The sequence below is a fragment of the Rhizobium sp. P40RR-XXII genome (assembly GCF_012641405.1).
Classification (GTDB): domain Bacteria; phylum Pseudomonadota; class Alphaproteobacteria; order Rhizobiales; family Rhizobiaceae; genus Rhizobium.
The window spans coordinates 92,324-111,712 of record NZ_JABAII010000021.1; the positions used below are offsets into that span (position 1 = coordinate 92,324).

A 19,389-nucleotide genomic window follows, 5' to 3' on the forward strand; every position below is an offset into this window, starting at 1 on the left:
CCGCGGGCGGATGCGCCCGCGGCCACCATGACGAATGGAACGGCTTACTGGTTTTCCTTGGTCTGCCCCATGATTTCCTGGGCAGTGAAATTGATCCCGCAGGTGGGGAAGGAATTGCCAACGAAGAAGTTATCGGACTCCTTCGGATAGTAATCCTGGCCTTCTTTGAAATCAGGATCGGAGACGAGCGCCGTCGGCAGCTTGATCGCCTGCGGGATCACCTTGCCCTCAAGTGCCGCGATCGCGGTCTGGATCGCGACGGCGACCTGGGCGGGGCCAGTACCGGCGGAGGTGCACTTCAGGCCGTCGGCAGCATGGGCGGCGCAAAGCTTGCGGAAGCCGTTCTCCGTCTCGCCGCCGAAAGGCACGAAGGGATGCTTGGCATCGATCATCGCCTGCACGACGCCGGTGTCGCCGCCCTGCGCGGTGACGCCGTCGAACGGGCCGTTGGTGGCGATCGCATCCGCAGTCGCCTTCTGCGCGACGCCATCGTCCCATTTGCCGACGACTTCGGTCACGTTGAACTTCTTGCCCGAGGCGGCCAGCGTTTCCTTGATGCCGTCGTGGCGGTCGGTATCGACGGAGGTGCCAGCGACGCCGCGCACTTCGAGCACCTTGCCGCCATTCGGAATGTGCTTGACCAGCCAGTTGCCCCAGATGACGCCGAGGCCCTTCTGGTCGACGTTGACGTTGATCGCGTCCTTGGTGTCGAGCGTGTTATCGAAGGCGACGAGCACGACGCCCGCTTCCTTGGCGCGCTTGATGACCGGGCCGAAGGCCGTCGGGTTCTGCGCGTCGACGACGATTGCGTCATAGCCGGCATCGATGAAGTTGTTGATCGCCGAGATCTGGGCCGGAACGTCCTCGCCTGTCGAGACAACCTTGAATTCCTTCAGCTTCGCCTTAACGTCGGGCTGTGCCGCATAGGCCTTCGCCGTCTGCACCATCTGGATGCGCCAGGTATTGGCGATATAGCCGTTCGCGAGCGCGATCCGGTAGGGTCCTTCCTTCTTCGGAAACTGCAGGAACTGCGTGTCGGCTGCCCAAGGCGTCATGCATTTGGGATCGGCTGCCGGACCGGACACGACCTTCGGCGCCGCATAGGCGGTGGTGCAGAGCAGAGCGAGCATGGGCACGGAAAGGCACGCGAGCCCGATGGGCTTCGCTTTCAATCTCTTAAGCATGGATGTCCTCCTCCTCGGGCGGACCGAAGCCGCCCCTCCAATATGAATTGATTGGCATGCTTGGTCCGGAAGGCTCCATTCCCATCCATATCCGGAACGGCAGAAAGGTAGCATAGTAGACAGCGCTGTCAATTTCTATTTGCTAGCGCTGTCAACTGTGGCATAACTATACTTATTCTATTCGCTGCTGCAGAAATATAGAATTTCGGGGAAAATTATTCCATGCGCCGTGTAACATTGGACGATGTTGCAAGTTTCGCCGGTGTCAGCCCGATCACCGTGTCGCGTGTTTTGCGTAAACCCGATGCCGTTTCCGAGCCGCTTCGCAGGCGCGTCAATGCCGCCGTCAAGGAGCTCGGCTATGTGCCGAACATCGCCGCGAGCCGGCTGGCATCGGCCAGAACCCATGCGATCGGCGTCATCGTGCCGACGCTCTACAACGTCATCTTCGCCGAATATCTGCTTGCCCTGCACGAGGTGCTGGTCGATGCTGGCTTCCAGGTCGTGGTCGTCAACAGCCGCTATTCGGAGATCGAGGAGGAGAATGCGATCAAGGCGCTGCTCGGCCAGCGGGTCGAAGCCATCATAATAGCCGGCATTCACCACACTGCGCATGCGCGCCAACTGCTCGCCCATGGCAACTTGCCTGTTGTGGAGACCTTCGAGCTTTCGCCGGATCCGATCGACATCAATATCGGCATGTCGCAGGAGAGCGCCGGGCGCGCGGCAACGCGGCATCTGATTGCGCGCGGTTTTCGGCGGATCGCATTCCTCTGCGGCAACCTCGATCACCGCTCCCAATCTCGCCTCGATGGGTATCATCTGGCCATGTCGGAAGCAGACCTCGAAAACTTCGAACTGGTAACCCAGCAGCCAAGCCACAGTTCCATCGCGCTCGGATCCGCACTTTGCGCGGACATGCTGGAGCGTGAGCGGATGCCTGAAGCAATCTTCTGCACCGATGACAATCTCGCCCTCGGCGCTCTACAGGAGTGCCGCAAGCGCGGCATCGGCATACCAAACGACATCTCGGTTATTGGCTTTCATGACCTGGAGTTTGCAGCCTGTGCCTCTCCCTCGCTGTCATCAATCGCGTCGCGACGCTACGAGACGGGCAGGCTCGCAGCCGAAAAGGTGCTATCCGCAATCCATGCGAACACCCGCCATAGCCGGGAACAGATTGATCTCGGTTTCGAGGTGAAGCTGCGGGAGAGCACCGGTGGCTAGGTAATACCTGAATGAAGGGCCTTAAATTCACAAACGGCTGCTTGTAGAAATTTGAGGAGAGGTGCCCCGTTAGTATGCTCTTGAACGGATAAGAACCCGCGACCCTGTTATTACAATTTTCCTTGAGAACAGATTGACTAGGCGAGCCAAGAATTTGGCCTGACTGAATTGACTGATTGGGGGCCGACTGCAGAATGTGCGGATTTTGCGCCGGGAAGCCTCAAGCAGACGTCTTCTCTGCCTGATCGTTAAAGCTTCAGGAGGCTTGAATGTAGGCGACGGACCGAAGGCAGGAATTGGGCAGTTCACCCACGTGATTGCCCGGCTCGCTGGCGCACCGCCTCCGGACAGGCGACGCCCAGCGCCACCTCAGCGGAGCTAGGCATCGCAACGGCTTAAGCTTGTGTCATGAATGCCTGTGTCGTGATCGCATTTGAGTAGAAAGGCGCGATGTCGTTGAGGAACGAGGTCTGCTGTTCCTTGGTGAAGGCCGCCGACGCGTCGTAGATGACGTTGGTGTGATAGCCGAGGTCGTGAGCGTTGCGCACCGTCGACTCGACGCACTGCCGCAGGGCGAAGCCCATGACGTAGATGTCGAAGATCCGGCTATTGCGCAGATAGCTGTCGAGCGTGGTGGCCGCAAAGGCGCTGCTGCCGCCGGTGCGCTCGCTGATGACATATTCGCCGTCACGAGGCTCGAACCCTGGGAAGAAATCGGTCTGCTCGCCGAGGAACGAACCATAGTCGCGCACCATCTTGCGCAGCCCGTACTTCCCTTCGCCGAGCACCCGGTAGTTCGGTTCGAGCACCATCCTGACGTGGATGACCTCGATGTTGCGGCGACGGGCCTCTTCGAGGACCTTCTTCGAATTGGCGATCGCGGTGTCGATCTGCTCGCGGTCCTGGAACTGGCCGTTGATGCCGCCAGTGGGGGCCAGCCAGTCGTTCTGGTATTCGATGAGGATCAGCGCGCTCCTAGCGCCGGCTTCGTTGGTTGCGTGGTCGGTCATGTTATTGTTCCTTCGTTGGATGATGTTCGGGTGCTCTCCCCTGCGGCTGGCGTCAGGCCGCAAGGAGAGCCTGATGCCGGCGCAGGTGCTCGCGGAAGCAGTCGGCATAGTCCTCGGCCACAGCGTTCCTGACGCTCGGGCGCGCCGCCAGTGCCGCCCGCCATGCCGAGACACGCGGGAAGCCTTCGAAGATCGCCTGCGACACGGCGGGATCGATGATCGTGAAATAGCGGAAGAGCGGGGCGTAGACCGCATCCACCATGCCGAAGGCGGCGCCGGCGAAATAGGGGCCCGGCCCGAGCTCGGCCTCCAACTTCCGGAGCCGGTTGCGGAACGCCGCCCGCTTGGCGTCCGCGGTCGCCGGATCGGTGGCGTTGAGAAACTGCCAGCCATCGGCCAGGGTCTGCGTGGCGAACTCGATCCACGCGCGCTGCCGAGCGCGTTGCAGCGCATCGTCGGGATACATCGCCGCGCCGCCCTGCGTTTCCTCCAGATACTCGCAGATCACCACGCTTTCGAAGAGGACGACTTCCTCGTCGTCGGTCTGGTGCACCTTGAGCAGTGGAACCTTGCCGGTCGGCGACAGCGCCAGGAACCAGTCGGGCTTGGCCGAGAGGTCGACGTTGATCCGCTCGAACGGCGCGTTCTTCTCGAGAAGGACGATCGCGGCGCGCTGAACGAACGGGCAGAGCGGGTGGCTGATGAGTGTCAGGCTGGGGTCGGGCATGATGGCCTCTCGATGTGACGGCAATTCCGGATGAAGGAGCGGCGCGACGGTCAGATCGCCTGGCCGCCCGAGATGTCGAAGGTGGTGCCATTCGCCCAGCCCATGTCGTCGGACAGGATGGCTGCGACCGCGCCGCCGATGTCGTCGGGCTCGCCGACACGGCCGAGCGCGATGGTCCCAGCGACATAAGCGTTCACATTCGCATCATCGCGAACCACACCGCCGCCGAAGTCGGTCGCGATAGCGCCCGGCGCGATCGTGTTCACGCGGATCTGCCGCGCGCCCAGCTCGACCGCCATGAACTTGCTCAGCGTCTGGATCGCCGCCTTCGCCGCCGCATAGAGGCCGTAGCCCGCCATCGTGACACGCACGAAGCCGGACGAGACGTTCAGGATCCGCCCGCCATCCGCGATCAGCGGGAGCAGCTTCTGCGTCAGGAAGACCGGGCCGCGCAGATGCGTGTCGATCAGCGAGTCGAACTGTTCCTCGGTCGCGTGGATCATCAGCGCGTACAGGCCCTGACCGGCATTGTTGACCAGGAAATCGAACTGCTCGCGGCCGAACCGGGTCTTCAGCGTCTCGGCGATCGTCTCGGCAAATGCCGGGAAGCTTGCCGAGACGCTGACGTCGAGCGCGATCATCGCGGCCTTGCCGCCCAGCGCCTCGATCTCCTGGCGCAGCGTATCGGCCTCTGCCGCGCCGCTGCGATAGGTGCCGATGATGGCGACGCCGCGCTTGGCAAGATGCAGCGCCATGCTGCGGCCGAGGCCGCGGCTAGCGCCGGTGATGAGTGCGATCTGCTTGGTCATGGTATGTCCTTCCTGGAGTGGTCTCGCCGGAATGCCGCACCGCCGCGGCGTCGTTCCGATACCAACCAGATAAGCTGGGCGGGCCGCGCCCGCCCGCCCAATGCTCTCAATCTATTGCCTGATTGTCTCAAGCTCTTTGCTTGCTCGAAAAACAATGCCATAGAAGGCTCATGATTGAGCAGCTCCAACCGCATATCGACCTCGCCCTGCGCCACGCGCGATCGGGGATGACCGTTACGCCGATCCAGCGACTGGAGATCGGCGTGGGGCAAGCGACATCAGGCACGGCGCCTTGCCTGTACCGTTCAATGATCTGCTTCATCCTGCAGGGTTCGAAGGATGTGGTGATCCACGATACTCTGCTGCGCTACGACTCCGCGCAGTATCTGGTCAGCGCGCTGGATCTGCCGCTGAGCGGCCAGATCCACGATGCTGGTGACGGCCGGCCTTATGTCGCGGTTTCGCTCGTCCTCGACCCCGCATTGCTAGCCGAGGTCGCATCCACCATGCCGCCGGTGCGCGACGCCGATGCGCCTAGTATGGGCATCGCGATCAATACGATGACCCCGCCGCTCCGCGACACGCTGCTGCGCCTGCTCGCGCTGCTCGACACGCCGGCCGACATTCCGGTTCTGGCGCCGATGGCGGAACGCGAATTGCTTTATCGTCTCCTGCAAGGACCGAAGGGACGCCTGCTGCGCCATATCGCCCGGCCTGAGGGGGCGCTCGGCCGAATCCGGCGTGCGGTCGAATGGATTCGCGATCACCAAAACGCCCGGCTGCGGATCGAAGCCCTGTGCGACGTAAGCGGGATGAGCCGCGCCAGCCTGCACCGCCACTTCGTTGCACTGACCGGACTAAGCCCGATCCAGTATCAGAAGCAGCTTCGATTGCAGGAGGCGCGACAACTGCTACTCTCCGGTGACCGGACTGCTTCAGATGTCGCCTTTGCCGTTGGTTATGAAAGCGCCTCGCAATTTAGTCGCGAATATCTCAGGCAATTTGGCGCCTCGCCGGTGCGCGACATGCGTCAGCTCCGGCAGACGATCGGCAGCTCGGCAGCGGCGTAATCGACCATCGTGCATCGTCTGTGTGATGCTCGTCCGCCGAACGAACGTCTGCTTACGAGAGTTGGCGAGGCTGCAATCGACGACCGAATAAATTGGTTAAGGGTTTCGGGTGCCGGAGGCGTACGAAAGCCTCTCATGCAGGAACCCGCGGTCGTCAGACTGTGAGCTATGGGGTTTTGTGGAGGGAAGCGTCTGGCTGACCGCCGATCGCAGCGACGGTTGTCAGTCCCAACGTGTCCGGAGCGGTACTTGCCGGTGTGATTGCCGAGATATCCGTGGTGCGTGAGAGCAGGTTTGCTCCGCTAAAGGCCCTCACCATAGGGGCTGGCGCATAGTTTTCCATTGGCCAGCACTGCTGTGAGCAGACCATATAAATGATCATTTCATGCCGGGTCATAAGGTATTCTCCCGGTTTCTTGTTGCCTCGTCTGGCGGTGCACGAGGCTGCCGCCAGCGCTTGAACACCTCTATGACGATCATGCGCCCGCCGCAGCATGGGCATTGCGGTCGGAAGTCGATCGGTTCGTCCTCCTCCACGTCAGGGGGCGACGGTTCAGCGTGGAGGAGTTCGCGGGCGTGGGTGATGTTGGTCTTTCGAGCGCTGCCGGCAAGCAGACCGTAATGCCAGATGCGGTGGAAACCGCGCGGCAAGACGTGAAGCAGGAAGCGACGGATGAACTCGTCGACCGCAAGCGTCATGACCTGCTGTCGATCGCGGCCGTCTCGACGGTAATTCTTGTAGCGGAAGGTGACGTCCGTTTCGTTGAACGCGATCAGGCGACTGTTCGAGATTGCGACCCGGTGCGTATAGCGAGATAGATATTCAAGCACAGCTTCGGGCCCCGCAAAGGGCGGTTTAGCATAAACGATCCAACGTTTCCTGCGTACCGGCGACAGGTGCCGCATGAATGCCCGGCGATCAGCCAAATGTGCCACCGATCCGAAGAAGGCGAGCTTGCCGGCGTCGTGGAGATAGAACAGCCGCGTCAGGAACAGGCGGCGGAAGAGCTTGCCGAGCACACGCACCGGCAGGAGGAATGCTGGACGTGATGATATCCAGTGTGATCCATCGAGAGCGATGCCTCCGCCCGGTACGATCATGTGGAGATGGGGATGATGTGTCATGGCCGATCCCCAAGTGTGCAGGACGGCAGTGATGCCAATGCGTGCGCCAAGATGCTTTGGATCGGCGGCGATCGTCAGCATCGTTTCCGATACGGCCTTAAACAGCAGATCGTAAACCAGCGCCTTGTTGTAGAAGGCAATGGCGGCGACCTCGGCTGGCAATGTGAAGACGACGTGGAAGTACCCGACCGGCAGGAGATCAGCCTCTCTTTCGGCGAGCCATGTGCGTGCAGCCGCCCCCTGGCACTTCGGGCAGTGCCGGTTGCGGCAGGAATTGTAGGCGATGCGCCACTCTCCACAATCCTCACAGGCCTCGACATGCCCGCCCAATGCAGCGGTGCGGCAGTGCTCGATCGCTGACATCACCTTGAGCTGGGACAAGCTGAGATGTCCTCTGTGGGCTGCCCGGTGAGCTGGCCCGGCAGAACGGAAGATATCGGCGACCTCGATTGAGGTGCGCAACAGCTCAGCCGTCTGGCGATTTGCCTTCCATCAGCGCCATCAGTCTATCAAGAGGTCCCGCCACCGCGTGAATGGTTCGGGTGGAGACCTTCGCATAGAGAGCGGTCGTCTCCAGCTTGCTGTGTCCGAGCAGAACCTGAATGACACGGATGTCAGTGCCGTCCTCCAGAAGATGGGTGGCAAAGCTGTGCCGCAAGGTATGGGGGCTGACGCGCTTGTGGATGCCGGCGACATCTGCAGCTTCCTGAACCGCGCGATGCAGTTGTCGCGACGAGATCGGATCGGTGCGGCTACGCCCCGGAAACAGCCAGCCATGAGGCAGCATCACGCCGCGCCGCTTTCCTTCGCGCCACCACAGCCGCAGCAGTTCGAGGAGCTGCGGAGAAAGCATGGCATTGCGATCCTTGCGTCCCTTGTCTTGTTCGACCCGGATCAGCATCCGTTTCGAGTCGATGTCATCGACCTTGAGATGCGCGACCTCGGAGACGCGCAAGCCCGCACCATAGGCCACACCGAGTGCCGCCTTGTATTTGACGCCAGGTGCCGCCTCGAGCAAGCGGGCAGCTTCCTCAATACTCAGCACATCCGGTAGTTTGCGGGGATTGCGCGTAATCACCAGCGCTCGCGCCAGATCCCGCCGCCTCAGCGTCACCGTGAACAGAAAGCGGAGTGCCGAAACCGTGCTGTTGATCGTCGCAGCGCCGACACCGTTCTCATGCTGATCCAACTGGAAATGCCGTATATCTTCCACCGTCGCTGTATCAGGCGAACGCCCAAGGAAAGCGGCGAAGCGGCGTACGTGACGGATGTAGTCCTGCCGCGTGTGAGATCCCAGACCTCGCATTATCATGTCTTCCTGCATGCGCTGGCGAAGCGGTGTCATCGGGGCATCATATTGAAAACCGGCCATTGAACGTTCCTCCTGTTGAAGAGAACACAATGGTCCGACAACGCCAGCAGCCTGCCTAGAACCTCAGATGATCACACCGACCTCACCGCGCAGGCCCTCCCGCGGAGCGGGTTCGTGCATGGGGGCGCAAAGCAGTCATCCCGCGCGTTGGCTGCAACGCCACATTTTAAAGATCACGACGCCCCAATCAACAAAATCGAATCCGTTGATATGAAGGGATATGAACTGACCACCCCGTTATTGCTTTCAGTTCGTGCAGCTCAAAAACCACGACGCGTCAATGCTTTAAACGAGAAGGCATTGATGGTGCTACCAAGATGTTTGGTCCTAAAATTGCAGTGGCTTTTTACATCACATCCCAATGTCTGAGTAATGACCAACGTGGTACCGAAGTCAGAACGACAGCTGAACCTTCATCGACTTGTTTCGGTCGCCGGCGGTTTCGAACGCGATGATCGCATCCTCCAGAGGGAACGTGCCGGTGAGCAACGATTTCAGGCTAACCCTGCGCTTGTTGATGAGTGTGACGGCTAGGCCGAACTCCTCGTGAAAACGAAATGTGCCCTTCATCTCGATTACCGGCTCATCAAGGAACTGTGGGCCTTTACCGACAACCGCATCGCCGTGCGCTATGCCTACGAGTATTGCGACGACAGCGGGCAGTGGTTCCGGGCTTATGGCAACGAAAACTGGCTCTTCGCCGCAGACGGCCTGATGTCGCATCGCCACTCCAGCATCAACGAGATGCCGATCGCCGAAGCCGACCGCAAGTTCCGTTGGCCGCTCGGCCGGCGCCCGGACGACTATCCGTCGTTGAGCGATTTCGGCTTCTGACTATAACACCCGTTCTGAGCGATCGCGCCAGTGCCCGCCTGCACTGGCGCGATTTGTCGTTATGAAAGCCGGGCGCCTAGCGAAGCTTTCGGGATGCAGGTTCACGATCTGCAATGCAGGTGAAGCGCGATAGGCCGAAAGTACGACCACATTCGATGACGCGGTGAGGTGCGCCGGCAGAGTTGAAATCAGACCGACCCCGCCGTCCATCTTGCGATGGCAAGCGGCCATGTCCGGGGGGCCGTGCTCTTTGAACAGAACTACCGTCAGCTGACGATCAGCGGGGACCTATCCGCTCCACGCCTCTGGCTGCCGCCGCGGCTCCCCCTCCGGGTGACGGAATCTGGGCTGCGGCTTCGCATGTAGGTGCGCCCATGCACGCTGCCGTGCGCATTGCCGGCCCGTCGCCTGCCGGTTCGACGATCACGACCCACTGTTAGCGACCGGAAAAGCCCATCGAAGAAAATTTCGCGATACCGCAAAAAACTCGTTGACACCCAAAAACACGAGCGCTACTGTACCGATCAGTAAAGACTTTACCAAATAGTACACACCAAAGATTTACAAAGGAAAATCAACATGTCACGTCCTCCTCTTCCCCCGTTCACTCGCGAAACTGCTATCGAAAAGGTCCGCCTGGCCGAAGATGGCTGGAACAGCCGCGACGCCGCCAAGGTCGCACTCGCTTACACCCTCGACACCCGCTGGCGGAACCGCGTCGAATTCGCCACCAACCGCGAAGAAGCCCAGGCATTCCTCGAGCGTAAGTGGAACAAGGAGCATGAATACCGCCTCATCAAGGAGCTCTGGGCGTTCACCGGCAACCGCATCGCTGTGCGTTATGCCTACGAATATCACGATGACAGTGGCCAGTGGTTCCGTGCCTATGGTAACGAGAACTGGGAATTCGCAGAGGACGGCCTGATGGCTCACCGCCACGCATGCATCAATGAAATGCCGATTGCTGAAAGCGATCGCCTGTACCATTGGCCGCTCGGCCGTCGTCCGGACGACCATCACGGCCTCAGCGATCTAGGGCTCTAATCATGGCCCGCATGGTCGCTGAAAGATCCGACGCCATCGCCTCCCTGGCCGAAGTGTTTCGCGAGCATGGGTACGAAGGTGCGAGCCTTGCCGTGATCGGCAAGGCCACCGGCCTGGGTAAGGGCAGCTTGTACCACTTCTTCCCGAACGGGAAGGAGGAGATGGTCCGGGCTGTGCTCGCCGAAATCGAGCAATGGTTTGAAGATTCCGTCTATTCTCCACTGCGAGACGGAGACAATGCCAACGCCGCAATCACGACGATGCTCGATGAAACTGCGAAATACTTCAGGTCGGGCAGACGCGTCTGTCTCGTCGGTGCCCTGGCTGTCGCCAACACCCGAGATCTCTTCGCGCAGGCTATCCGTGGTTATTTCCTCGCCTGGGTAGACGCTCTGCAAGCAGCGCTCGTCCGGCAAGGCCGTGACGCTAAGCAGGCGCGCCTCCTATCGGAAGACGCCGTTCTCGCGATCCAGGGAGCGATCGTTCTCTCCAGGGCGCTCGACGATCCCGCCGTCTTCCAACGGGCAATCGATCAGCTGCATGCTCGATTGGCGTTCAATGGAAAGACGCTTAACGACAACGCCTCGGGTAACGGGTTGCTTTGAACCCTCATTGCGGCCTGACCTGACGCATTGCATCCCCAGGCTCGCCGCCGTGGTGGGCCTGCGGATTGCGGAGGCAACGCATTTCGGGAAGTCATCGTCTTTGCGATAACCCCGCTGATTTTTCCGACGACGCAATTCGCCGCAACGGGCCGCTCAGCGGTCGACATCAGAAGAGATCGCCACCATGAAGACCTTCTTACCGACCGCCGCCATCGGTGCACTTGCCGCCAGTCCTTTGCTTGCCCAGGACACCGTGCAGAAGGTCAGCCTCAAAGCCAGGCTTGCGGACAACATCGCTGAGATGGCCGTCGTGGAGTGTGCCGTGGACGGTGACAGCGTGTCGGCGGCCGTGACAGACCAATCTGGCGTCCTGCGTGCCCTGGTGCGATCCGAGAATGTCGGTGCGCACACAGCCGATGCGTCGACGCAGAAGGCATTCACTTCGGCATCGTCGCGAAGCCTCACAAGCGCAAAAGACGAGAACGTCGCCGGCAACCCGCGAGCGGCAGGGCTTACGGACGTCCCAGGCTTACCTCGCCTTAGCCGGCGGCGTCCCGATCAAGGTCGGCGAGGAGACGATCGGCGCGGCCGGTGTCGCGGGCGCGCCGAATGGCGACTTGGACGAAAATTGCGCGAACATTGCAATCGAGGAAGTCAAAAGCCGGCTCAAGTGAGGTCCCTTACAACGATACGCTTTTTAAGGCCCACGTGCAGGGGGCCGGGTTACTTTGGAGATTGGCTATGAATGGCGCGGAACTCCTCGTTCGAGCCCTTGAGAATGAGGGCGTCGAGAAAATATTTGGCATCCCCGGAGAGGAAAACCTCTTTGTGGTCGAGGCCCTGCGGAAATCCTCGATCGAGTTGATCGTGACACGTCATGAGCAGGCGGCAGCCTTTATGGCAGCAACCTATGGACGGCTGACCGGAAAGCCAGGCGTCTGCATCTCCACGCTCGGACCGGGCGCTTTGAACTTTTCGACAGGAGCAGCCTACGCCCTTCTTGGCGCGATGCCGTTGATCCTCATCACAGGACAAAAGGGCGTGCTGTCTTCCCGACAGGCACGTTTCCAGGTTGTCGATGTCGTCGCCAGTATGAAGCCGCTGACAAAGCTTACCCGGCAGATTGTCTCCCCGAAGATGGTTCCGACCGTGGTTAGGGAAGCCTTCCGGATCGCACAGGAAGAGCGCCCAGGTCCAGTGCATCTCGAATTGCCCGAGGATATCGCCGCGGAAGAAGGTGGGGAGGTTGCAATGGTTCCTACGCATGATCTTGATCTTCCGGTGGCGAGCGCCGAGGCGGTGGACCGGGCGGCGGCGATGATCGCAGCTGCAGAGAGGCCGCTGATTATGCTGGGAGCGGCAGCGTCGCGTCCGCGATCGACGGCTGACCTTGCAAACTTCGTCATTCGCACCGGAATACCCTATTTTACGACACAGATGGGCAAAGGAACCGTCCCCGGGGGCCTGGAGCTCTACCTGGGCACTGCCGCTCTTTCCGAACGAGACTATATTCACGAGGCCATCGAACGGGCCGACCTGATTATCACGATCGGACATGACACAATCGAGAAGCCTCCCTTTATCATGGGCGGCCACGGAGCAAAGGTCGTTCATGTCGGTTACCAGCCCGCCACTGTTGAGCAGGTCTATTTCCCGCAGGCTGAGGTAATTGGGGACCTCGGGCCAACTCTCAAGATCCTTGCGGACCGGCTCGAAGGCAATCTGCCGAACGCAAAGGCGCTGATCTATCTCAGACGAGGGATCCGCGCGCGCGTTGCTGATCGGGAGCTCGAAGCTCGCTTCACTCCGCAACGGATCGTCCACGATGTCCGCGCGGTAATGCCGCCCGATGGAATCGTTGCCTTGGACAATGGCATGTACAAGATCTGGTTCGCTCGTAATTACCGGCCTGAGGTCGCGAATACTCTGCTTCTCGACAATGCTTTGGCGACGATGGGAGCCGGGTTACCCTCCGCAATGATGGCCTCTATGCTTTACCCCACCCGGCGCGTCATGGCTGTCTGTGGGGACGGCGGTTTCATGATGAATAGCCAAGAGCTTGAAACCGCAGTGCGTTTGCAGCTGAACTTTGTCATCCTCCTGATCAGGGACAATGCGTACGGTATGATCCGGTGGAAACAGGCAATCGACCGGTTCACCGACTTCGGGATGACCTTTGGAAACCCCGATTTCGTCAAATACGCCGAGGCGTATGGTGCAAAGGGCACACGCGTCGAGCGCATCGAAGATCTGGAATCGACCCTGAACAACGCGTTCAAGATGGGCGGCGTGCATCTTGTCGAAGTTCCGATAGACTACTCAGAGAACGATCGCGTGCTGGTCCGAGAGTTGGCGGAGAGGCTGCCGGTGGTCGAGGACATCCACTAATGCGAAGTACACCAACTGCCTTTGAGATTTGATGCGAGCTCGGATGGCACAGATCGATCGGGCGGCTGCGGGGAATGGCGGATGGCCCATTGGAAGAAGGCGTCTGTCGTGAGGGCGACCTTGGTGACGATCGCGATCCGATCCAGCCGGTGCGGAAATTGCTCGCGGCCCGACCAGGTGTCATCGAACACCCCCCTCGGCAGGCCGTCCATGCTGTACGTGTTATTTTCCCGACGATAAACCTCTATACCGTCCGGGCCTTTTGCGTCGGTCCATTGGTCCAAGCTCGGCCGCTCGGCTTTATAGTCGAAAAGAGGAACCCCGAAACCACGAGAGGTTTGCATCAGATCGATGTCCACTCTCCCAGTGGCAGGTGGATGATGAAGGTGGCGCCGCCGTCATTGCCTCCAACGCGCTGAACGGCCGCCGCACGGTTCTCTGCGCAATCGACCTTCAGGCTCTGCGTCCTGCGTTCTCAACCCATCCGCCGCGCATCCTGATCCTCTACGGATCGGTGCGCGCCGTGTCCTATAGCCGCCTGCTCGCGCAGGAGGCTGGTCGCCTGCTGGAGCACTTCGGGGCCGAGGTGCGGTTCTTCGATCCGTCCGGCCTGCCCCTTCCTGACGATGCCCCGGTGAGCCATCCCAAGGTGCAGGAACTGCGGGCGTTGTCGGAATGGTCGGAGGGTCAGGTTTGGGTCAGTCCGGAACGCCACGGTGCGATTACGGGCATCATGAAGGCGCAGATAGACTGGATCCCGCTCTCCATCGGCGCGATCCGGCCGACACAGGGCAAGACGCTCGCTGTCATGCAGGTGTCTGGCGGCTCGCAGTCCTTCAACGCCGTCAACACCTTGCGTTTGCTCGGCCGCTGGATGCGGATGATCACGATCCCGAACCAAAGCTCGGTCGCCAAGGCCTATCAGGAATTCGACGCGGACGGCCGGATGAAACCCTCCTCCTATTACGACCGCGTCGTGGATGTCTGCGAGGAACTCGTGAAGTTCACGTGGATGACCCGCGATTGCTCATCGTATCTCACCGATCGTTATAGCGAGCGCACGGAAGAAGCATCCAAACTGGAGGCGCGGACAGACCTGAAGGCGGCGACGTAATCAACTCTTCTAGGCATCCAAGGTCTGGATCTCCCTGAATTCCTGAGCATTCATCATCGGTCTGTGACGATCCGCGCGATCATCTCAATGCCGACGGGAGGGTCGGATTGGAACGGCACGATATAGGCACGTTTGGCCAACTTGCCCTTCACGCGAGCGATCTGGGCCTGCTCTCCAACGATGCGAGACAAGAGTAGCGGATCCCGGGTTCCGCTCTCCGACATCGTCCGGTTGACCACCCAGCCATAGGGCTCGATCTTCGCCCGCCGCAAATCCTCCTGTAGCGCGGACGCCTCGGACACCGGGGTCGTCTCGGGCAAGGTGACAAGAATGACGCGCGTATAATCGGGGTCCTGAAGCCGCATCAATGGCGTGACGATTCGCCCGGGAACATCCGCCATCTGCGCAGTCATCTGCCGATGGTAGGCCCCCGTCGCATCGAGCAGAAGAAGTGTGTGCCCGGTCGGAGCGGTGTCGACGATGACAAAGGCATCGCGCGCCTCGGCGACGATTCTCGAAAAGGCGTGGAATACCGCGACCTCCTCCGTACAGGGAGATTCCAGGTCTTCCCGCAACAGCGCCCTTTCATGGTCATCCAGATCACGGCCGCGCGTGGACATGATCTTCTCGATATAGCGTTGTGTTTCCGCGGACGGATCGATCCGATCGACAGTCAATCCCGGCATGTTGCCATCGACTACGAAGGAGAGATGCGCGGCTGGGTCGGTGGTGGTGAGGTGGACGGAATGACCACGCTCGACCAGCCCGATTGCCACGGCGGCGGCAATAGTCGTCTTTCCGACCCCACCTTTCCCCATGACCATCACGAGACCCTTCTTTCCGGCGGCGATCTCGTTGACGAGCGCGGACAAGGGCGGCAGTTCCGCGGATTGCACTGAGATTTTCGCCACATCTGCAGGCACTGGCCGCTGCGTGCCGAATAACGCTCGCAGCGCATCGAGACCGACCATATCGAAGCCCAGCAGCGGATATTCGTCCCGCGGCAGTCGCGAGAGTTTCGCCGGCATACTCTTGATCGCGCCCTCCTGGTATCGCTCGAGAGCGATGGCGACCGGATCGTCACGCATGGTGGCGATGAACGTACCGTTGAGCGCCAGAATCTGGTTGCCCAATCCAAGTTCCATCAGTTCGCCGGAAGTTCGCGCCGCTTCCCTAATCGCGGCTGTGTCGGGCCGCGTCACGAGCACGATCGTGGTTCGCCGCTCGTCGCCGAGGCAGGCAAGTGCGGCGCGGAACCTGCTCTCTTGCATCTTGAGACCCGAATGCGGACCTAGACACGACGCCCCTCGGTCGTTTCCTGCCAGGAAACCCGTCCATGCCTTGGGGAGACTGAGAAGCCTCAGCGTGTGCCCGGTGGGCGCGGTGTCAAAAATGATATGGTCGTACTCTGCCCAATCGTCCGCGAGGAGACCTACGAACGCGTCGAAAGCGGCGATTTCAGTGGTACAAGCTCCGGAAAGCTGCTCGCGGACGGTCTCCCGCTGAAGTGGGGAAGCCTCATGTTCCATCTGCTCCAGAACCCGCTTCCGGTACTCGTCTGCCTCGAAATCCGGATCAATGTTCATGGCGAACAGGCCCGGCACGGAGCCGACCGGGGTCGGAATACCCGAGAGCCGCGTCGAGAGCATTTCGTCGAGGTTCGACGCCGGGTCGGTGCTGACCAGAAGAACGCGTTTGCCACCATCACAAAGTGCGATCGCACTCGCGCAACTGAGTGAGGTCTTTCCCACACCACCCTTCCCTGTAAAGAAAAGGTAACGCGAGGGGTTCGTTAGCAGGTGTCTTACGGGCATGATCGCCTCCTTCACGACAAGGAGTAGCGCATTGCGACCTCTATGCCTTGACCGAACTCAATCGATTTCTATTTCCAAGAATATAGAAATATGAATTGACACACCTCTCGGGATTCTGCCGGCTAGACGAACGAGACAACGCTGATGGCCGTTTTTGGTCAAGCGCGCTTGCGGTAACAACGGCAGAAATAGAGGCGCTAAGCCGTCGTTGAGCGAGAACCGTAGAGGGCGTCGAAGCAGATGCTGGAGCAGCATCTTCGCCTTGATTGGAATCGAACACCATAACCGGTAACAATCAGCCGCCAGCTCATACTTTTAAGCTGACAAGCTTCCTTTCATGGGAAGCTTAGCTCCAGCGCGGCGGTGTTCCGATATGATTTTTGAGCGCCTCGGTAAATGCTCTGATTTTCGCAGATGGCACTTGAAGCGCCCGAAGAAGGTATATCCCGGAAGGCCGTTCATTCCATGCTTCGCCCGACAGCGATAGGCGGACAAGATCACCCACCTGGACGGAAGGCCCCGAGACCCAGCTCGGTAGGAACGCCACCCCCATCCCGGCGATCGCAGCCGCGTTCAGCGCTTCAAAATCGTCGGACCGGAATACGACGCGCTCGCACGCTTCCCCTGTCGGCGCGCCAAGAATATTAGACCAACCGAGAAGATCGTTGCCATGGAGCTTATCGAGGACACGATGTTGGCGAAGCGCATCTGCACTTTCCGGCACGCCGTAGTGCTCAAGATATGCAGGGCTCGCCACGACGATGCGATCAAGAGGCGCCAACTTGGTGGCTATCAGCGAGCTGTCCTGTAGATCACCCATCCTCACCACCAGATCGAGCCGCTCTGCGACCGGGTCGGCCAGCCTTTCGGTGAGATCCAATTCGACATGCAGGCTTGGATATTCCCGCGCGAGAGATGCCAGAACGGGGATGACGTAGCGCTTTCCGAAAGTCGGGAAACAGGCGACCCGCAACGTGCCGCTGACCGCGCCATCGAAAGCGGCGACCTCGGAATGGGTATCCGCCAGATCGTCAAGCAGGCGCTGGGCGCGCTCAAAAAGGTGACGTCCCGCATCCGTCAAAGACAGCGCCCGTGTCGAGCGAACAAGGAGAGCAACACCCAGATCCTGCTCCAATGCATCGATCTGTCGAACGACAGCCGAGGGCGTGACGGCCCGGCGCCGAGACGCAGCCGAAAAGCTCCCAGTTCGGACGACATCGACGTAAACCGCGAGATGTTCGGCGAAGCGTGGGTCCCTCATCTTTGCCTACGACGCAAAACCGTTTCGACCATTCAGTTCGTTATCATCTGCAGGCATTCGGCGCACTTTCCTTCTCGTGAACGGGCGAACGCCCAACAAACAGAAGGAACACTACTATGGTCAAGGTCCTCGATACAATTCTCTCCCAGTCCGCCTATTCCGCCGAGATCGACGTTCCGCTCGAACAGATCGATATTGCTGACTGGCTGTTCAACCTGCCCGAAGCCGAATATCTTCGCTGCTGCCCGCCCGATCATATCGCTGCCGGCGTCACCTGGACCGACGACGGCCGTCGGATGTCGATCAATGTCGAGCAGATCGGTTCGGGCCTGGTCGTACAGCACTATGTGGCCGAAGTCGCCGAGCCGGCCTATTGCCGCATGAACTCGATCTCGGATGTGTTCACAGCCAATGGGCGCACGAAGGTCAACGTCATCTGGGAACTGATCGCCGAGAAGATCGACGACAGAAGGACCCGCTATACCAACAAGGTCACCGCGCACCCGACGGATGCGTTCATGCGCTTCATCGAAGAGCATGATGTCAGCTACGAAGAGGCCGCGGCAGCCCGTCAGGCCGCAGGCGGCGACCACAACAGCCGCGAGACACCACTGTTTGCTGCAAGCATCGCCCGGCGAGCGCTTTCGAAATAAGGAGCCGTTGCGATGAAAGCGATCATATTCGATGACTTCGGAACCGCGGATGTCCTGCGGCTTGGCGAAGCGTCCATGCCCGAAGTACGCCCCGACGATCTTCTGGTCAAGGTGATGGCGGCTGGCGTCAACCGAGCCGACCTCCTGCAACGGGAAGGTGTCTATGGCTCGCAAAGCTACGGCGACAGCACTACTCTCGGGCTTGAGGTCGCTGGAGAAGTCATTGCCATGGGTGACGCGGTGACCGGCTTTGCAGTCGGAGAGCGTGTCATGGGCATCGTCGGCGGCGGCGCCTATGCCCAATATGCGCGTCTCGACAGCGGATTGGCCGCTGCCATTCCAGCCGGCATGTCCTTCACCGATGCAGCCGCGGTCATGGAGAGCTTCGTGACGGCCTGGGAGGCGCTTTCAAATCTCGGGAAAGTCGCAAAAGGTGAGACCGTCCTCGTTCATGCTGCTGCAGGCGGTATCGGATCGGCTGCCGTCCAGCTCGCAAAGGCCGCCGGGGCGACCGTGCTGGCCACGGCATCTGCAAGCAACATCGAAAACGTGCTGACACTCGGCGCGGATGCAGTTTTCGATTACAAGCAGGCGGACTTCGAGGCGGAAATCGTTGATACCACTGCCCCTCGTGGCGTCGATCTGATTATCGACTTTGTCGGCGGGTCCTACCTCGCCCGCAACATTCGCAGCCTTGCGCCGGGCGGTCGGCTTGTCCAGGTCGGCCTGCTCGGCCGCGATAACAACGCCATCATTCCCCTCGACCTCGTTCTTCACAACCACCTGCAATTGATCGGCACGGTGATGAAATCCAGGTCACGGTCAGAAAAACGAGCGATGATCGGCCGGTTCAGGGAACACGTACTGCCGAGGGTTGGCCACGAGCTGAAGCCGGTCATTGGAGCGACGTATCCGCTCACCGCTGTATCGGATGCCCAAAGCCGGATGGAGGCCGGCGGATTGTTCGGGAAGGTTGTTCTTACGGATTTTCATGAATGACACAGGCCTGGGATGTGCTACCCGCGCCTTGAGATCCCATCAGGGGTGAGTAGCGGCCTGCACGGTGGCAGAGTGAGGTCGCTAGAAAACTCTCTGGAGGCCAACCATGCCGATGACAGCAGATCAATCTCAAGCGCAGACCACTACTCTCGT

Annotated in this window: 17 protein-coding genes and 3 pseudogenes; 10 read left to right on the forward strand and 10 right to left on the reverse strand. The window is 60.2% G+C overall.

The features are described from left to right. Positions 1 to 44: 44 nt before the first annotated feature. Positions 45 to 1,184 (reverse strand): sugar ABC transporter substrate-binding protein, encoded by a 1,140-nt coding sequence (locus tag HGP16_RS28825; protein ID WP_168843375.1) that lies wholly within the window; start codon positions 1,182 to 1,184, stop codon positions 45 to 47. A 222-nt stretch (positions 1,185 to 1,406) separates the two neighbouring features. On the opposite strand from HGP16_RS28825, the gene HGP16_RS28830 reads away from it, so the two are divergent. Then, positions 1,407 to 2,411: a LacI family DNA-binding transcriptional regulator gene (locus tag HGP16_RS28830; RefSeq protein WP_168843376.1), complete on the forward strand. Its 1,005-nt coding sequence runs from the start codon at positions 1,407 to 1,409 to the stop codon at positions 2,409 to 2,411. Positions 2,412 to 2,806: 395 nt separating this feature from the next. On the opposite strand, the gene HGP16_RS28835 is transcribed toward HGP16_RS28830, so the two are convergent. From HGP16_RS28835 to HGP16_RS28845, 3 genes are read right to left on the reverse strand one after another with little or no spacing between them, the layout of a single operon-like run. Then, positions 2,807 to 3,421 (reverse strand): isochorismatase family cysteine hydrolase, encoded by a 615-nt coding sequence (locus tag HGP16_RS28835; RefSeq protein ID WP_168843377.1) that lies wholly within the window; start codon positions 3,419 to 3,421, stop codon positions 2,807 to 2,809. A 52-nt stretch (positions 3,422 to 3,473) separates the two neighbouring features. Continuing rightward, positions 3,474 to 4,148: a glutathione S-transferase family protein gene (locus HGP16_RS28840; RefSeq protein WP_168843378.1), complete on the reverse strand. Its 675-nt coding sequence runs from the start codon at positions 4,146 to 4,148 to the stop codon at positions 3,474 to 3,476. Between the two features lie 50 nt (positions 4,149 to 4,198). Beyond that, entirely contained in the window at positions 4,199 to 4,957 is a 759-nt protein-coding gene (locus HGP16_RS28845) for an SDR family NAD(P)-dependent oxidoreductase (protein WP_168843379.1), read from the reverse strand. A gap of 170 nt (positions 4,958 to 5,127) precedes the next feature. On the opposite strand from HGP16_RS28845, the gene HGP16_RS28850 reads away from it, so the two are divergent. Continuing rightward, entirely contained in the window at positions 5,128 to 6,027 is a 900-nt protein-coding gene (locus tag HGP16_RS28850) for an AraC family transcriptional regulator (RefSeq protein WP_168843380.1), read from the forward strand. Positions 6,028 to 6,420: 393 nt separating this feature from the next. Here the strand turns inward: HGP16_RS28850 and HGP16_RS28855 are convergent, their stop codons facing one another. From HGP16_RS28855 to HGP16_RS34245, 3 genes and pseudogenes are all read right to left on the reverse strand, one after another. Next, a complete protein-coding gene (locus HGP16_RS28855) occupies positions 6,421 to 7,617 on the reverse strand; it encodes an IS91 family transposase (RefSeq protein WP_168843400.1) in 1,197 nt (398 codons plus the stop codon). 1 nt (position 7,618) lies between these two features. Further along, positions 7,619 to 8,524 carry a site-specific integrase gene (locus HGP16_RS28860; protein WP_168843381.1) on the reverse strand — a complete coding sequence of 302 codons (906 nt, stop codon included), beginning with the start codon at positions 8,522 to 8,524 and terminating at the stop codon, positions 7,619 to 7,621. 393 nt (positions 8,525 to 8,917) lie between these two features. Next, a pseudogene (locus HGP16_RS34245) lies at positions 8,918 to 9,100 on the reverse strand (L-idonate 5-dehydrogenase); the annotation flags it as partial. On the opposite strand from HGP16_RS34245, the pseudogene HGP16_RS34250 reads away from it, so the two are divergent. The 5 genes and pseudogenes from HGP16_RS34250 to HGP16_RS28890 form a co-directional block, all read left to right on the forward strand. Next, a pseudogene (locus HGP16_RS34250) lies at positions 9,095 to 9,358 on the forward strand (DUF1348 family protein); the annotation flags it as partial. The pseudogenes HGP16_RS34245 and HGP16_RS34250 overlap by 6 nt on opposite strands. A gap of 579 nt (positions 9,359 to 9,937) precedes the next feature. Next, positions 9,938 to 10,402, forward strand: coding sequence for a DUF1348 family protein (locus HGP16_RS28875; RefSeq protein ID WP_168843382.1), 465 nt, complete (start codon positions 9,938 to 9,940; stop codon positions 10,400 to 10,402). A 2-nt stretch (positions 10,403 to 10,404) separates the two neighbouring features. Further along, positions 10,405 to 11,007 carry a TetR/AcrR family transcriptional regulator gene (locus HGP16_RS28880; RefSeq protein WP_168843383.1) on the forward strand — a complete coding sequence of 201 codons (603 nt, stop codon included), beginning with the start codon at positions 10,405 to 10,407 and terminating at the stop codon, positions 11,005 to 11,007. A gap of 301 nt (positions 11,008 to 11,308) precedes the next feature. Further along, positions 11,309 to 11,681: pseudogene (locus HGP16_RS34810) on the forward strand (heme-binding protein). A 67-nt stretch (positions 11,682 to 11,748) separates the two neighbouring features. Continuing rightward, positions 11,749 to 13,395 carry an acetolactate synthase large subunit gene (locus tag HGP16_RS28890; RefSeq protein WP_168843385.1) on the forward strand — a complete coding sequence of 549 codons (1,647 nt, stop codon included), beginning with the start codon at positions 11,749 to 11,751 and terminating at the stop codon, positions 13,393 to 13,395. On the opposite strand, the gene HGP16_RS34260 is transcribed toward HGP16_RS28890, so the two are convergent. Then, positions 13,392 to 13,754, reverse strand: coding sequence for a hypothetical protein (locus tag HGP16_RS34260; protein ID WP_246705626.1), 363 nt, complete (start codon positions 13,752 to 13,754; stop codon positions 13,392 to 13,394). The genes HGP16_RS28890 and HGP16_RS34260 overlap by 4 nt on opposite strands. Before the next feature lie 41 nt (positions 13,755 to 13,795). Between HGP16_RS34260 and arsH the strand changes: the two genes are divergently transcribed. Beyond that, the gene (arsH, locus tag HGP16_RS28900; protein WP_312867350.1) at positions 13,796 to 14,509 is read left to right on the forward strand and encodes an arsenical resistance protein ArsH; all 714 of its coding nucleotides are present in this window, start codon (positions 13,796 to 13,798) and stop codon (positions 14,507 to 14,509) included. 53 nt (positions 14,510 to 14,562) lie between these two features. Here the strand turns inward: arsH and arsA are convergent, their stop codons facing one another. Further along, positions 14,563 to 16,323 (reverse strand): arsenical pump-driving ATPase, encoded by a 1,761-nt coding sequence (arsA, locus tag HGP16_RS28905; protein WP_168843386.1) that lies wholly within the window; start codon positions 16,321 to 16,323, stop codon positions 14,563 to 14,565. Between the two features lie 346 nt (positions 16,324 to 16,669). Further along, complete coding sequence (locus HGP16_RS28910) at positions 16,670 to 17,584, reverse strand: LysR family transcriptional regulator (protein ID WP_168843387.1); 915 nt, start codon at positions 17,582 to 17,584, stop codon at positions 16,670 to 16,672. A 116-nt stretch (positions 17,585 to 17,700) separates the two neighbouring features. Here HGP16_RS28910 and HGP16_RS28915 point away from each other — a divergent pair, with 116 nt between their 5' ends. Beyond that, the gene (locus HGP16_RS28915; RefSeq protein ID WP_168843388.1) at positions 17,701 to 18,237 is read left to right on the forward strand and encodes a hypothetical protein; all 537 of its coding nucleotides are present in this window, start codon (positions 17,701 to 17,703) and stop codon (positions 18,235 to 18,237) included. Between the two features lie 12 nt (positions 18,238 to 18,249). Next, a complete protein-coding gene (locus HGP16_RS28920; RefSeq protein WP_168843389.1) occupies positions 18,250 to 19,236 on the forward strand; it encodes an NAD(P)H-quinone oxidoreductase in 987 nt (328 codons plus the stop codon). Positions 19,237 to 19,389: the final 153 nt, after the last annotated feature.

Coding starts and splice junctions, on each gene's coding strand:
- HGP16_RS28840 (WP_168843378.1), bottom strand. CDS start 4,148: ATGCCCGACCCCAGCCTGACACTCATCAGCCACCCGCTCTGCCCGTTC.
- HGP16_RS28915 (WP_168843388.1), top strand. CDS start 17,701: ATGGTCAAGGTCCTCGATACAATTCTCTCCCAGTCCGCCTATTCCGCC.
- HGP16_RS28890 (WP_168843385.1), top strand. CDS start 11,749: ATGAATGGCGCGGAACTCCTCGTTCGAGCCCTTGAGAATGAGGGCGTC.
- arsA (WP_168843386.1), bottom strand. CDS start 16,323: ATGCCCGTAAGACACCTGCTAACGAACCCCTCGCGTTACCTTTTCTTT.
- HGP16_RS28920 (WP_168843389.1), top strand. CDS start 18,250: ATGAAAGCGATCATATTCGATGACTTCGGAACCGCGGATGTCCTGCGG.
- HGP16_RS28880 (WP_168843383.1), top strand. CDS start 10,405: ATGGCCCGCATGGTCGCTGAAAGATCCGACGCCATCGCCTCCCTGGCC.
- HGP16_RS28850 (WP_168843380.1), top strand. CDS start 5,128: ATGATTGAGCAGCTCCAACCGCATATCGACCTCGCCCTGCGCCACGCG.
- HGP16_RS28825 (WP_168843375.1), bottom strand. CDS start 1,184: ATGCTTAAGAGATTGAAAGCGAAGCCCATCGGGCTCGCGTGCCTTTCC.
- HGP16_RS28910 (WP_168843387.1), bottom strand. CDS start 17,584: ATGAGGGACCCACGCTTCGCCGAACATCTCGCGGTTTACGTCGATGTC.
- HGP16_RS28845 (WP_168843379.1), bottom strand. CDS start 4,957: ATGACCAAGCAGATCGCACTCATCACCGGCGCTAGCCGCGGCCTCGGC.
- HGP16_RS28875 (WP_168843382.1), top strand. CDS start 9,938: ATGTCACGTCCTCCTCTTCCCCCGTTCACTCGCGAAACTGCTATCGAA.
- HGP16_RS28860 (WP_168843381.1), bottom strand. CDS start 8,524: ATGGCCGGTTTTCAATATGATGCCCCGATGACACCGCTTCGCCAGCGC.
- HGP16_RS28835 (WP_168843377.1), bottom strand. CDS start 3,421: ATGACCGACCACGCAACCAACGAAGCCGGCGCTAGGAGCGCGCTGATC.
- HGP16_RS28830 (WP_168843376.1), top strand. CDS start 1,407: ATGCGCCGTGTAACATTGGACGATGTTGCAAGTTTCGCCGGTGTCAGC.